Origin of the sequence: Thermomonas brevis (assembly GCF_014395425.1) — a bacterium.
Lineage (GTDB): Bacteria > Pseudomonadota > Gammaproteobacteria > Xanthomonadales > Xanthomonadaceae > Thermomonas > Thermomonas brevis.
In genome coordinates, this window is record NZ_CP060711.1 from 626,613 (window position 1) to 640,395 (window position 13,783).

At 68.3% G+C, this 13,783-nt stretch carries 15 protein-coding genes; 12 read left to right on the plus strand and 3 right to left on the minus strand.

Annotated features, from left to right (window positions below; translation table 11 throughout):
* Positions 1-54 precede the first annotated feature (54 nt).
* The 11 genes from H9L17_RS02840 to H9L17_RS02890 all read left to right on the plus strand — a co-directional run bounded on the left by H9L17_RS02840 (position 55) and on the right by H9L17_RS02890 (position 10,261).
* Complete coding sequence (locus H9L17_RS02840) at positions 55-549, plus strand: guanyl-specific ribonuclease (RefSeq protein WP_425507381.1); 495 nt, start codon at positions 55-57, stop codon at positions 547-549.
* Entirely contained in the window at positions 546-989 is a 444-nt protein-coding gene (locus H9L17_RS02845; protein WP_187570863.1) for a barstar family protein, read from the plus strand. The genes H9L17_RS02840 and H9L17_RS02845 overlap by 4 nt, the downstream gene beginning before the upstream one ends.
* A 31-nt stretch (positions 990-1,020) precedes the next feature.
* Complete coding sequence (locus H9L17_RS02850; protein ID WP_187570864.1) at positions 1,021-1,563, plus strand: GNAT family N-acetyltransferase; 543 nt, start codon at positions 1,021-1,023, stop codon at positions 1,561-1,563.
* Complete coding sequence (locus H9L17_RS02855) at positions 1,560-1,889, plus strand: non-heme iron oxygenase ferredoxin subunit (protein WP_187570865.1); 330 nt, start codon at positions 1,560-1,562, stop codon at positions 1,887-1,889. Before H9L17_RS02850 ends, H9L17_RS02855 begins: the two co-directional genes overlap by 4 nt.
* Before the next feature lie 274 nt (positions 1,890-2,163).
* A complete protein-coding gene (locus H9L17_RS02860) occupies positions 2,164-4,500 on the plus strand; it encodes a catecholate siderophore receptor Fiu (protein WP_187570866.1) in 2,337 nt (778 codons plus the stop codon).
* Positions 4,501-4,553: 53 nt separating this feature from the next.
* Positions 4,554-5,231, plus strand: coding sequence for a Fe2+-dependent dioxygenase (locus H9L17_RS02865; protein ID WP_187570867.1), 678 nt, complete (start codon positions 4,554-4,556; stop codon positions 5,229-5,231).
* 4 nt (positions 5,232-5,235) lie between these two features.
* The gene (locus tag H9L17_RS02870; RefSeq protein ID WP_187570868.1) at positions 5,236-5,877 is read left to right on the plus strand and encodes a PepSY-associated TM helix domain-containing protein; all 642 of its coding nucleotides are present in this window, start codon (positions 5,236-5,238) and stop codon (positions 5,875-5,877) included.
* Positions 5,878-5,909: 32 nt separating this feature from the next.
* Entirely contained in the window at positions 5,910-6,425 is a 516-nt protein-coding gene (locus H9L17_RS02875; protein WP_187570869.1) for a DUF2271 domain-containing protein, read from the plus strand.
* 148 nt (positions 6,426-6,573) lie between these two features.
* Positions 6,574-7,452 (plus strand): DUF4198 domain-containing protein, encoded by an 879-nt coding sequence (locus H9L17_RS02880; protein ID WP_187570870.1) that lies wholly within the window; start codon positions 6,574-6,576, stop codon positions 7,450-7,452.
* Between the two features lie 209 nt (positions 7,453-7,661).
* Positions 7,662-8,633: an FAD:protein FMN transferase gene (locus H9L17_RS02885; RefSeq protein ID WP_187570871.1), complete on the plus strand. Its 972-nt coding sequence runs from the start codon at positions 7,662-7,664 to the stop codon at positions 8,631-8,633.
* A gap of 5 nt (positions 8,634-8,638) precedes the next feature.
* Positions 8,639-10,261 (plus strand): sulfite reductase subunit alpha, encoded by a 1,623-nt coding sequence (locus H9L17_RS02890; RefSeq protein WP_187570872.1) that lies wholly within the window; start codon positions 8,639-8,641, stop codon positions 10,259-10,261.
* A 279-nt stretch (positions 10,262-10,540) separates the two neighbouring features.
* On the opposite strand, the gene H9L17_RS02895 is transcribed toward H9L17_RS02890, so the two are convergent.
* Positions 10,541-11,146 carry a HutD/Ves family protein gene (locus H9L17_RS02895; protein WP_187571830.1) on the minus strand — a complete coding sequence of 202 codons (606 nt, stop codon included), beginning with the start codon at positions 11,144-11,146 and terminating at the stop codon, positions 10,541-10,543.
* Positions 11,147-11,196: 50 nt separating this feature from the next.
* Positions 11,197-11,544: a ComEA family DNA-binding protein gene (locus tag H9L17_RS02900; RefSeq protein ID WP_187570873.1), complete on the minus strand. Its 348-nt coding sequence runs from the start codon at positions 11,542-11,544 to the stop codon at positions 11,197-11,199.
* 232 nt (positions 11,545-11,776) lie between these two features.
* Here H9L17_RS02900 and H9L17_RS02905 point away from each other — a divergent pair, with 232 nt between their 5' ends.
* On the plus strand, positions 11,777-13,285 hold the full coding sequence (locus H9L17_RS02905; protein WP_187570874.1) for a M20 family metallopeptidase: 1,509 nt from the start codon (positions 11,777-11,779) through the stop codon (positions 13,283-13,285).
* Between the two features lie 74 nt (positions 13,286-13,359).
* Here H9L17_RS02905 and H9L17_RS02910 read toward each other — a convergent pair whose 3' ends face one another.
* The gene (locus H9L17_RS02910) at positions 13,360-13,779 is read right to left on the minus strand and encodes a type IV pilin protein (RefSeq protein WP_281401914.1); all 420 of its coding nucleotides are present in this window, start codon (positions 13,777-13,779) and stop codon (positions 13,360-13,362) included.
* Positions 13,780-13,783 lie beyond the last annotated feature (4 nt).

A 13,783-nucleotide genomic window follows, 5' to 3' on the forward strand; every position in this document is an offset into this window, starting at 1 on the left:
CTGTCCGGAAGGTCCGGGCCATTCTGCGCCAACCCTTTGGCTTGAGGCGGTTCCATGCGCCGGAAATCCGGTTCCCGATGGTTTCCCTGGCTGCTATTGGCCATCGTGCTGGCGCTGGGCTGGCAGTACTGGCAGCGATCCGCCGGCCCACCCGCGCCCGCCGTCGGCCCAGGCACGGAGGTGCCGCTGCCGATTCCCGCGCCAGCGTCTTCGCCCGCGCCCGCACCCACCACAACGCCTGCGGCTCCAGTCGAAACGCCAGCTTGGCCGGCCTTCCTGCCGCCGGAAGCGCGCGCCACCGTCGAACTGATCCAGCGCGGCGGCCCGTTCCCGCACCGGCAGGACGGCAGCGTGTTCGGCAACCGCGAAGGCCTGCTGCCGCGCCAGCCGCGCGGCTGGTACCGCGAATACACCGTGGACACGCCGGGGCTGTCGCACCGCGGCGCGCGCCGCATCGTCACCGGCGGCAACCCGCCGCGCGACTGGTACTACAGCGACGACCACTACCGCAGCTTCCGCGCCTTCGAGGCGCCGGGGAATACGCCATGAGCGACGCCGGTTCCGATCTGGTCCTGCACGACCCGCAGCAGGCCGGCGTGTTCTTCGTCGGCGGGGACGACATCGCCACGCTGGAAAACGCCGCGCGCGACGCCGGCTTGCTGGTGCGCCGCATCGACCTGCACGGCTGCGCCGGCAAGGACGCGCTGCTGGAGCGCCTGGCCGACGCCCTGTCCACGCCCGAGGGACAGGGCCGCAACTGGGACGCCCTGAGCGACCAGCTGCGCGACCTGTCCTGGCTGCCGGCGCGCGGCTACGCCCTGCTGCTGCCGCACGCGGCCGAGCTGCGCGACGCCGAGGAAGCCAGCTTCGACACCCTGCTGGACATCCTCGACGAGGCCACGGTCGACTGGCAGGAACGCGACGTGCCGTTCTGGGCGTTCCTGGCGCTGCCCGACGACGAGTTTCCCGACGCGGCATCCCTCAATTAAGCAACGCCCGCCCACGCGTTAGCATGGGCGGATGAACGCACTCATTCTCCGCAACGCCACCCCGGACGACGTTCCCGCGCTGGTGGCCCTCGTCACCTCCGCCTACCGCGGCGACGCCAGCCGCGCCGGCTGGACCACCGAAGCCGACCTGCTGGACGGCAACCGCATCGATCCCGAGGTGCTGCTCGCCGACCTGCAGCGCCCGCACAGCCACGTGGTGCTGGCCGAACGCGGCGGCGAACTGCTGGCCTGCGCGCACGTCGCCGAGGACGGCGGCGCCGGCTATTTCGGCATGTTCGCCGTGCGCCCCGACCTGCAGGGCGGCGGCATCGGCAAGCACCTGCTGGCCGAATGCGAACGCATCGCCGGCGACGAATGGCGGCTGCCGGCGATGCGCATGACCGTCATCGACGTGCGCGACGAGCTGATCGCCTTCTACGAGCGCCGCGGCTACCGCCGCACCGGCGACTTCAAGCCCTTCCCCTACGGCGACGCGCGCTTCGGCCAGCCGAAACGCGACGACCTGCGCTTCGAAGTGCTGGAGAAGCCCCTGCGCGCGGAGACCGCGGCATGAGCGAGGTCTGGACCTTCGTCTGCACCACCGACGAGCTGCTGCCGGGCGAGATGAAAGTGGCGTTCGACGAGGTCACCGGCACGCCGATCGCGGTGTTCAACATGGACGGCGACCTGTACGCGCTGGAAGACCAGTGCAGCCACGAGGACTTCGAACTCTCGGCAGGCCATTTCGATCCGGCCAGCGGCCAGGTGGAATGCGTGCTGCACGGCGCCCGCTTCGACGTGCGCGACGGCCGCGCGCTGTGCGCGCCCGCCTACGAGCCGGTGGCGAAGTTCCCGGTGAAGGTGGAAGACGGCCAGGTGCTGGTGCGCGACGACCGCTGACGCGTTCCGTCTTCGCCGGAACTGCCCGCGCTGCGGGCGCGACATCGACGCCTCGAACGATGGCGTTCGCCTGCCGCGAGCCCCGCTTCACGAGCCGGGCGAGGGCGAAAGCCCGCACGACGTGAAGTTTCCGTTGTAAACGGGAATCGTTCTCACTATTATTCCCGCACCCAGCCTGCAGGCGGCGACGCCGTCCGCGCCAGGCCCCACCCCTTCCTTCCACTCGGGAAAGACCCGGCTACAGACCGGTCAACCCACCTTGGCCCGCATCCCAATGACCCACATCAAATCCCGCAAGCACCCGGCGCGCAGCGCGCACGCCCATCTCGCCACCACCGCCCTGAGCGCCAGCCTGGCGCTGGCCCTGCCGATGATGGCCCACGCCGCCGACGACAACGCCGACGCGGACAAGACCAGGAAGCCGGACGCGACCACGCTGGACAAGGTGGAAGTGCGCGGCCTGCGCAGCTTCGTGGTCTCGCCGAAGTTCACCCAGACCCTGCAGGACACGCCGCAGACCATCGAGGTGATCGGCAAGGAACTGCTGCAGGAACAGGGCGCCACCACCCTGACCGAGGCGCTGCGCAACAGCCCGGGCGTCGGCACCTTCTACGCCGGCGAGAACGGCAACACCAGCACCGGCGACACCCTGTACATGCGCGGCTTCGACACCTCGTCGAGCATCTTCGTGGACGGCGCGCGCGACCTCGGCAGCGTCTCGCGCGATCTGTTCAACATGGAACAGGTGGAAGTGGTGAAGGGCCCGGCCAGCACCGACACCGGCCGTTCCTCGCCCACCGGCGCGATCAACATGGTGACCAAGCAGGCGCAGCTGCGCGAAGCGGTCTCCGGCAGCGTCTCCGCCGGCGTGGACGGCCAGAAGCGCGCCACCGCCGACTGGAACACGAAGCTCAGCGATTCCTCCGCGCTGCGCGTGAACGCGATGTGGCAGGACAGCGACGTGCCCGGCCGCGACCACGTCAACAACAGCCGCTGGGGCATCGCGCCGTCGCTGGGCTTCGGCCTGGACGGCAACACCCGGCTCTGGCTGGACCTGCTGTACGTGAAGCAGGACAACGTGCCGGACGGCTTCGTCCCGACGATCGGCCTGCCGTACTGGACGCCGCAGCCGGGCCTGGAAAACCTGGCCGGCCACCCCGTCGATCCGAGCAATTTCTACGGCACCCGCGACGACCACGAGAACGTGACCGCGCAGATGGCCACGCTGCGCTTCGAACACGATTTCAGCGACACCCTGAAGATCAGCAACACCCTGCGCTGGGGCAAGACCGACCAGGACTACCTGCTGACCGCGTTCATGAGCACCGGCGGCACCAATGCCAACCCGCTGGCCGGCAACATCAAGTGGACCGACAAGAACGACCTGTCCACCTACACGCTGTCGCGCAGCAACCCCACCTTCCGCGACAACCAGAACAAGATCCTGACCAACCAGTTCAACCTGCGCGCGGACTTCGGCACCGGCGCGGTAGACCACTTCCTCAGCGCCGGCGTCGAGCTGACCCGCGAGGAGCAGACGGCCCCCGGCATCACCAGCACCGGCAGCCGTCCGGCCGCCAACCTGTACGACCCGGACTGGAACGATGCCGGCACCTTCGCGTGGAGCCACAACGGCACCCATGCCCACGGCCAGACCGACACCAGCGCGCTGTACGTCTTCGACACCATGAAGTTCGGTGAGCACTTCCTGCTCACCGCCGGCCTGCGCGCCGATCACTACACGACCAAGTACTTCGCCAACGCCATCTGCAATACCGCAGGCACCGGCGCTCCCGGCCGCGGCATCGTGTACTGCGGCACCGCGGCGGTCGGCTCCATCATCACCTCCAGCGACCTGAAGGATTCCGACACCCTGCTGAGCTGGAAGATCGGCGCAGTCTACAAGCCGGTGGAAGCACTCAGCCTGTACGCCAACGCCGCGCTGGCGCAGCAGCCGCCGGGTGGCGCCAACTTCCAGCTGGCCGTCGGTTCCTCCAGCGCCAACGGCGTCGATGCCGATCCGCAGGTCGCCCGCACGCTCGAAGTCGGCACCAAGTGGGCGGCCAACGAATCGCTGACCCTGAACCTGGCGCTGTTCCAGACCACGGTGAGCAACGAGATCAACACCCAGGAAAACCCGGCGACGCAGACCGGCAGGAAGCAGGTCAAGGGCGTGGAAGCCAGCGCGGTCGGCAACATCACCGACAACTGGAACGTCTCGCTGGGCTACCTGCACCAGAGCGCGGAAGTGGACAAGGGTTCGCTGGTGGCCGCCGACGGCACGCCGAACCTGACCTACACGCCGTCCGACTCCTTCACCAGCTGGACGACCTACAAGTTCCCGTTCGGCCTGACCGTGGGCGGCGGCGTGCGCTACATGGGCGGCCTGCACCGCGGCACCGACGGCGCCGCCGGCACGCCGAAGCTCACCAAGCCCTGGACCGTGTACGACGCCGTGATCTCGTACGCCGTCAACGACAACCTCACCCTGCGCCTCAACGGCTACAACCTGTTCGACAAGGCCTACGTCGCGTCGATCAACAAGAGCGGCTACCGTTATACCCCCGGTACCCCGCGCACCTTCCTGCTGAGCGCGGACTTCCGCTTCTGATGCAAGACCGCGCGGCGGAGCCAGCCTCCGCCGCGCTTCCCTCCGGAGCCGCCATGCTGCTGCACATCCCGAACGTCCTGACCCGCGACGAACTTGCGCAAATGCGCGCCAGGCTGGACGCCGCGGACTGGACCGACGGACGCGAAACTGTCGGCACGCTGGGCGCGCAGGTCAAGCGCAACCAGCAGCTGCCGGATGCTTCGCCGGTGCGCGCGGAACTTGCGCGCATCGTGCTGGCGGCGCTGGGCCGCAACCCGCTCTACTTCGCCGCGGCGCTGCCGCTGAAGACGCTGACCCCGCGCTTCAACCGTTACGCCGGCGGCGGCGAATACGGCTTCCACGTCGATGGTGCGGTGATGCGCGCAGGCGGCGAACAGCACCTGCGCTCCGACGTGTCCTGCACGCTGTTCCTGGCCGAGCCGGACGAATACGACGGCGGCGAGCTGATCGTCAGCGACACCTACGGCGAACACGAGGTGAAGCTGCCGGCCGGCGACGCCATCGTCTATCCGTCCAGCAGCCTGCACCGGGTGGCGCCGGTGACGCGCGGCGCGCGCATCGCCTCGTTCTTCTGGGTGCAGAGCATGGTGCGCGACGACGCCAGCCGCCGCCTGCTGTTCGAAATGGACGCATCGATCGAACGCCTGCGCGCCAGCGGCGCGGACGCCGACGCCGTGCTCCAGCTGACCGGCATCTACCACAACCTGCTGCGGCGCTGGGCGGAGACCTGACGGCGTGACCGCGGCCAATCCGCTCCCCGATCTCTCCGCGCGGCAGCGCCGCGGCTACTGGCTGCGCACCCTGCACCAGTGGCACTGGATCAGCGCCGCGGTGTGCCTGGTCGGCATGCTGCTGTTCGCGGTCACCGGCATCACCCTCAACCATGCGGCGAAGATCGAGGCCACGCCCGTCGTCGTGCATGTCAACGACGTCCTGCCGGCGGCGTTGTTGAAAAGGTTGCCCGCGCGCACCGAAGGGAATGCCGAACTGCCCGCCCCGGTCGTCGCCTGGCTGCGCGAGAAGCACGGCATCGTGGCCGATGCACGCGAGGCGGAATGGTCGGAGGACGAAATCTACCTGTCGATGCCCGGTCCCGGCCACGACGCCTGGCTCAGCATCCAGAAGGAGGGCGGCGCGCTGGAATACGAGCGCACCGACCGCGGCACGCTGGCCTTCCTCAACGACCTGCACAAGGGTCGCAACGCCGGCGCGGCCTGGAGCTGGTTCATCGACCTGTTCGCGGTGGCCTGCATCGTGTTCACCGCCACCGGCCTGTTCCTGCTCTGGCTGCACGCGCGCCAGCGCCGCGCCACCTGGCCGCTGGTGGCACTGGGTCTGCTGATCCCGATGCTGCTGGCGCTGCTGTTCATCCACTGAAATCCCCCTCGATCCGACAAGGCGAATCCACCATGCGCGTCACCGTCTCCCTCGTCCTCGGCAGCCTGCTCGTCGCCCCGTCGGCGCAAGCCGGCGAACTGTCGCTCAACGTCGAACTCCCGCGCATCAACGCGGCCGAATACCACCGCCCGTACGTGGCGGTCTGGGTCGAGGGCGCGGACGGCAAGGCCGCCGCCGACCTCGCGGTCTGGTACCAGGACAAGGACACCAAGGAAGGCCACGGCACCAAGTGGCTGCCGGACCTGCGCCAGTGGTGGCGCAAGAGCGGCCGCACCCTGAAGGTGCCGGTGGACGGCGTCACCGGCCCCACCCGCCCGGCCGGCAAGCACGCGCTGAACTTCGACGAAAAACACCCCGCGCTGGCGAAGCTGCCGCCCGGCCAGTACACCCTGGTGGTGGAAGCCGCGCGCGAAGTCGGCGGACGCGAACTGCTGAAGATCCCCTTCGAATGGAAGGGCAAGCCGTCCACCGGCAGCGCGCAGGGCAAGACCGAGCTGGGCAAGGTCTCGCTGTCCGCCAAGCCCTGACGCTCTGAAGCCCTCCCCTGCAAGGGGAGGGTTTGGGTGGGGCTGGTGTTCCCGGCAATACCGCAACACAACCCCATCCCCCTCCAACCTCCCCCTTGAAGGGGGAGGCTCAAGCAAAAGCCCGCAGACACTTCGCAAAGGAATCCCCATGAAGCGCACCACCCTCGCCCTCGCCGCCGCACTCTGCCTGCTGCCGCTGTCCGCCGTCGCGCACAAGCAATGGCTGGTGCCCTCGTCCACCGTGGTCGCCGGCCAGGACGCATGGGTCACGGTCGATGCGGCCGTGTCGAACCAGCTGTACTACCCGGACCACGTGGCGATGCGGTTGGACAACATCGTCGTCACCGCGCCGGACGGCAGCGTGTCGAAGCCGCAGAACCCGGCCACCGGCAAGTACCGCAGCGTGTTCGACGTGCAGCTCGAACAGGAGGGCACCTACCGCATCGCCAACCTCAGCGGCGGCGTGTCCGCGCGCTGGGACACCCCGGAAAGCCTGGCCGCGGCCAAGGCGGCGAAGGACGGCAAGGCCCCGGCGGCCGGCGGCATGGGCGGTCCCGGCGGCGGACGCGGCGGCTTCCTGCGCAACGCCACGCCGGAAGACCTCGCCACCAAGATCCCGAAGAACGCGCTGAACGTGCAGGTGACCGAAGGCATCGGCCGCGTGGAAACCTTCGTCACCCATGGCGCGCCGAGCAGCGTAGCCGCTGCCGGCAAGGGGCTGGAACTGGCGCCGGTCACCCATCCGAACGACCTGTTCGCCGGCGAGGAAGCCACCTTCAAGCTGCTGGTGGACGGCCAGCCGGCCGCTGGCGTGGAGATCGAGATCATCCGCGGCGGAACCCGCTACCGTAACGCCCAGGACGAGATCAAGGTAACCACCGCCGCCGACGGCAGCTTCAAGGTGACCTGGCCGGACGCCGGCATGTACTGGCTGGAAGCTTCCACCACCGACGCCAAGACCAGCGTGCCGCAGGCCAAGCAGCGCCGCCTGAGCTACGTGGCGACGCTGGAAGTGCTGCCGCAGTAATCCACGCGCTTCTTTCTTCGGGAGACGAATCGGCGGGATTGCCGGTTTGCACGGCATCCGCCGCCCGAAGGACGAGGCACAGGGATGTGCCGGACGCATGTGCCTGCAGGACGGTTGAGTAGTTCGGTACAAGCGGGAAGCCCCGTACTCGCCCGAACCCTCGCCCCAACCCCTCTCCCGATGGGAGAGGGGCTTCAATCCATGATCCGATGACTGCATCCTCTCCCGCCGCCCTCGCGTTGCATACCCTCGGCGGCGACACCATGGGCACCACCTGGAGCGTGCGGCTGGCCGCCGCACGCGAAGCCGACCTGCGCGCGCTGCACGCCGGCATCGAAGCGCAGCTGGCGCTGGTGGTGCGGCAGATGAGTACCTGGGACAACGATTCCGACATCAGCCGCTACAACCGCGCCGACGCCGGCCAGTGGCTGTCCGTCCCGCCCGAGTTCGCGCGCGTACTGGTCTGTGCGCTGGAGATCGCCGACGCCAGCGATGGCGCGTTCGATCCCACGGTCGGCGCGCTGGTCGGCCTGTGGGGCTTCGGCGCGCACGCCCGCGATACCGTCCCCGACGCCGAAGCGCTGGCCGCCGCCTGCGCGTGCTCCGGCTGGCGACGCATCGACTTCGACGCGGAGAATCGCCGCATCCTGCAACCCGGCGGCCTGCAGCTCGACCTGTCCGCCATCGCGAAAGGCTATGCGGCGGACCAGGTGGCGGCATGCCTGCGCGATGCCGGCATCGCCGACGCGCTGGTGGAAGTCGGCGGCGAACTGGTCGGTCACGGCTGCAAGCCCGGCGGCGAACCGTGGCGGGTACTCGTCGAAGCCGGTCCAGAGGAAGACGACCACCGGCTGGATGCGCGCGTGCTCGAACTCGACGAACTGGCGGTCGCCACTTCCGGCGACCGCTGGCACCACTACATGCGTGACGGTCGCCGCTACACTCACACCATCGACCCGCGCAGCGGCGAACCTGTAGAGCATGCGCCCGCCGCGGTCAGCGTCGTCGCGGCCGACGCCATGCACGCCGACGCCTGGGCCACAGCGCTGGGCGTGCTCGGCGTCGATGCCGGCCACGCCTTGGCGCTGCGGCTCGGGCTGGCCGCGCGCTTCCTCTGGCGCGATGACGACGGCATGCACGAACGCATGACCGACGCCTTCCGCGCGCGTCTGGCCGCATGAGCGACATGAAGCTCTGGCGCCCTCGTCACGGCCTGTCGTTCGCCGGCAACGCGCTGGTGCTGTTGGCACTGGCCGCGTTGGCCGCCTGGCTGCTGCATCTGCAGGCATCGCCGTGGCCCACGCCGACGCCGATGGCAAAGCCGCGCTGGCTGGCCGTCGCCGCGTCGGCGCTGTGGCTGCTGCTATGCGGCCGGACGCTCTGGCGCGGACGAACGCAGGCTCAAACAACAGACAGCACCGACGCCTCCGGCTGGCTGGTGGTCCACGCCACCCAGACCGGTCTGGCGCTGGAACTCGCCGAGCGCACTGCGGATACGCTGCGCCAGACCGGCGCCGCCGCCGAACTGCGCGGCATCGCCGAACTCGATGCCGCAAGCCTGCAAGGCCGGCGCTGCCTGTTCGTCGCCAGCACCACCGGCGAAGGCGACCCGCCTGACGCCGCGCTGGAATTCGCCGGCACCGCGATGGCCGACGCCATCGACCTGCACGGCACGCACCATGCGGTGCTGGCGCTGGGCGATCGCGGCTACGCGCAGTTCTGTTCCTTCGGCCATCGGCTGGACACTTGGCTGCGTAACAACGGTTCGCAGCCGCTGTTCGACCTGGTCGAAGTGGACAACGCCGATCCCGGCGCGCTGCGCCATTGGCAGCATCAGCTGGGCGTGCTCGCCGGCCGCACCGATCTGCCTGACTGGAGCCGCCCGGAATACCGGCCGTGGACGCTGGCCCAACGCCGGTTGCTCAATCCCGGCAGCGCGGGTGGCCCGGCCTTCCATCTGGAATTGCTCCCGCCAGAAAGCGGAATCCCGCAGTGGCAGGCGGGCGACATCGCGGAAATCGGCCCGCGCAATTCGGCACAGTCGATCGCGGCTTTCCTCGACGCCAGTGGTCTGTCCGGCAGCACGCCCGTCGAGTTCCAGAACCAGCGCACGCCGCTGGCGGAAGCGCTGGCGCGCGCGCATCTGCCGGATGCCAGTGCCGTGCGCGGCCTCGATGCGAAGACGCTGGCAAGCCGGTTGCAACCGCTGCCGCATCGCGAATATTCCATCGCATCCATCCCAGCCGACGGCCGGCTGGAACTGCTGGTGCGGCTGATGCGACGCGAAGACGGCCAACCCGGCCTCGGCAGCGGCTGGCTATGTTCGCACGCCGGCATCGGCGGCAGCATCGACCTGCGCATCCGCGCCAATCCCAACTTCCACGCGCCTGATCCGTCGCGACCGCTGATCCTGATCGGCAACGGCACCGGTTTCGCGGGCCTGCGCGCGCACCTGAAAGCGCGCATCGCCATCGGCGCGCGCCGCAACTGGCTGCTGTTCGGCGAGCGCAATGCCGCGCACGACCGCTTCCACGGCGACGAACTCGATGCGTGGCAGCGCGAAGGCAAGCTGGCCCGCCTCGACCGGGTGTTCTCGCGCGACGGCGACGCGCAGCGCTACGTGCAGGATGCCCTGCGCTCGCAGGCCGCGGCGCTGCGCACCTGGCTGGACGAAGACGCCGCGATCTACGTCTGCGGCAGCCTGCAAGGCATGGCGCCGGGCGTGGACGGCGTGTTGGCGGAACTGCTGGGCGAAGCAGGCGTCGCCGCATTGCTGCGGAGCGGGTGCTATCGCCGCGACGTGTACTGATCCGCGCATTGAAACGCCTCGGGCAGGACGCTTAAGTACACGAAGCGCAGCCGGATGACGCGCTCACCCGCGCACAGGATCTCCTAACCGCAACGCAAGACCAGTCGATACGGATAGCCCCGGCATCGCGCAAGCAATCGCCCGAATGGTCCCATCACGGGCGGCGGCGCAAAAAAAGGTGCGGCACATCCTTGTGCCGCAGCGGAGCCGGTTCCTTCGACACCGCCTTGACTGAAAACCCCAGGGGGTGAGGGTTGAACAAAGCCGTCCGGGCTTTGGTCAAATCTCTCCCGCCTTGGTGATCCGGATCAGCAACGCTTCACCCGCGCCGCTGAGGGCGAAACGGGCACGCCCAGCCTCGTCCTGAAGGATGGCGGTATCGCCACGCTCGATGCCGCCAAGCCCGCAGTCGCCGGAAAAATGCGCCTGACCGGCCAGCATGTGCACCACCCAGGTCTCGCCGGGATCGACGAACAGCACCATCGCGCCCACCAGCGGCCGGCGCCAGAGCCGCGCCTCCACTTCGCCGCGCTTCCACATCACGTTGAAGTCCCGGCTGGGGCCGTCGATCAGTTCGCCCACCAGCGGACGCTCGCCGGAGAAACGCAGGGCATCGTGCGGAGGCAGTAATTCGTGCGTCGCCCCGTCGTCGAAGCGCAGGCGCATGCCGTTGCCGCCCAGCAGCACCAGCTCCCGTTCGACGCCGGGGAAGGCGGAGAACGGCGCATCGGTTTCCACCTCGGCGATCGAAAGCCGCCAGTGCCAGTCGTCGGCGTCGGGGACGCGGAGGATCTCCGACGTCCACCCCGCCCCGTTCTTCCAGCGCATGCGGCGGTAATCTTCCGCCCGCAACAGGAAGGACGACCGCGGCGATGCACCTGTCATCGCCGCAGTGTAGCCGCCGCAGCCCGGCTCGCCGTTGGCCCGTTCGGCATTCACCGGCGCACGACCTGCTGCGGCGCGGGCCTGGCAGCCGGCTTGGCGGCGTTGGCGGCGGACTTCGGACGCGCGGCGGCGCCGAACACGATCCGTTCGCGGTTCTTTTCCACCGTCTTCAGGCCGATGCCCTTGACCAGCGCCAGTTGCTCGGCGCTGCGGAACGCGCCATTGGCCTTGCGGTAATCGACGATCGCCTGCGCCTTGGCCGGGCCGATGTTGACCAGCACGCGGTCGATGGTCGCGGCGTCGGCGGTGTTGATGTTGACGGTCTCGCCGGCAACGGCCGCACCGGCCAGCGCGAAGAACAGGATCAACGAGGAAAACAGGGTGCTCAGCGATTTCATGGCATGGCTCCTTGGAGGGTATCTGTGGCCGAACCGCGGATTGCGATCCGGTGCATGCAGATTGCCCACCGGGATGGACGCAGCCTATCGGGTGCCGCCTCCGGGGCCCATCGGATTTATCCCCCACCGTTGGGTAGGAAAAATCTGATCCCTGTAGTCACGCGGCATTCTCGGGGTTCGCGCGACCCGGCGCTACAATGGAAACCGAGAGCCACGACACCACAGGGACGCCATGCACGCCGCCAATTTCGACGCCAACCAGATCCGCGAGTTCGTCGGTGCAAAATGGGACAAGGAAATCGTCCCCCAGCTGATCGACTACATCCGCATCCCCAACAAGTCGCCGATGTTCGACGCCGACTGGGTGAAGAACGGCCACATGGATCGCGCGGTCGCGCTGATGGAGTCCTGGGCGAAGGCGCAGGCGATTCCCGGCATGCAGCTCGAGGTGGTGCGCCTGGAAGGCCGCACGCCGCTGATCTTCATCGACATTCCCGCCGCCAACGGCGGCCGCGACGACGACTGCGTGCTGCTCTACGGCCACCTCGACAAGCAGCCGGAAATGACCGGATGGGACGAAGGCAAGGGCCCTTGGGAACCCATGCTGGAAGGTGACCGCCTGTACGGCCGCGGCGGCGCCGACGATGGCTACGCGATCTTCGGCTCGCTGACCGCGATCATGGCGCTGCAGGCGCAGGGCGCAGCGCACGCGCGCTGCGTGGTGCTGATCGAGGCGTGCGAGGAATCCGGCAGCTACGATCTGCCCGCCTACGTGGACCATCTGGCGGAGCGCATCGGCAAGCCCTCGCTGGTGGTCTGCCTTGACTCCGGCTGCGGCAACTACGAGCAGCTGTGGTGCACCACGTCGCTGCGCGGCCTGGCCGGCGGCAACCTCACCGTGAAGGTGCTGTCGGAGGGCGTGCATTCGGGCGACGCCTCGGGCATCGTGCCGTCCAGCTTCCGCGTCATCCGCGACCTGCTTTCCCGCGTCGAGGACGAAGACACCGGCCGCGTGCTGATCGACGGCATGCACGTCGACATCCCCGCCGAGCGCAAGGCGCAAGCCGCCAAGGTGGCCGAGGTGCTTGGCGAGGAAGTGTTCGACAAGTTCCCGTTCCTGCCCGGCATGTCGCCGATGAACGCGGACCTGACCGAACTGGTGCTCAACCGCACTTGGCGCCCGGCGCTGTCCATCACCGGCGTCGACGGCATTCCGCCCTTGGCCTCGGCAGGCAACGTGCTGCGCCCGTTCACCTCGCTCAAGCTCAGCCTGCGCTTGCCGCCAACACTGGATGGCAAGCGCGGCGGCGAGCTGCTGCAGGAAACGCTGCTCAAGGACCCGCCCTACGGCGCCGATGTCAGCCTGAACCTGGAAAAGGCCAGCACCGGCTGGAATGCGCCGACATTGGCGCCGTGGCTGGAAGCGGCCATCGACCAATCCAGCCAGGAGTTCTTCGGCAAGCCGGCCATGTACATGGGCGAAGGCGGCACCATTCCGTTCATGGGCATGCTTGGCGAGAAGTTTCCCGGCGCGCAGTTCATGATCACCGGCGTGCTGGGGCCGCATTCCAATGCGCATGGTCCCAATGAGTTTCTGCATATTCCGATGGGCAAGGCGGTCACCGCCTGCGTCGCACGCGTGGTCGCCAACCACCATGCCGCCAGCCTGCGCGGGGAAACCACTGGCGTGCCGGCGGCGGCCGGGAATTCGTATGCGGATACCCCTGGTGGGTGCTGCTGAGCTTACCTAGAGGCATCAGGAGAGACGAAAAAACCCGCCTACCGGCGGGTTTTCGTTTGAAGCACCAAGCAGTTTTACCAGCAACCGGCAGTGGCAGGCGTCTTGGTGCCGGCCTGATTGACTGTCAGGGTGCCGCAGGAATCACCTGACTGCTTTCCTTGCGGCGCAGCGGAAATGATGTACTCCTTGTCTTTGAGATCGGCTGCTGGCGCCGTCACGTCGTAGAACTCCAACGCCTTCGGCTCGCAGATCGTGGTATTGGCCACGAAACCGGTATACCTCATGTTGGTGGTGTAGTACCGTTCGGCCTGCTGCGCCAACGCCAGCGCACAGGCTGCGCCGGCGGTTCGGCGGGTCTTGCGCACATGCTCGTTGTACGACGGCAACGCGATCGACGCCAAGATGCCGATGATCGCCACTACCACCATCAGTTCGATGAGGGTGAAGCCTGAGGCGCCTGAATTACGCATGGAAAATCCTTTGGAATCGTGCATCGAA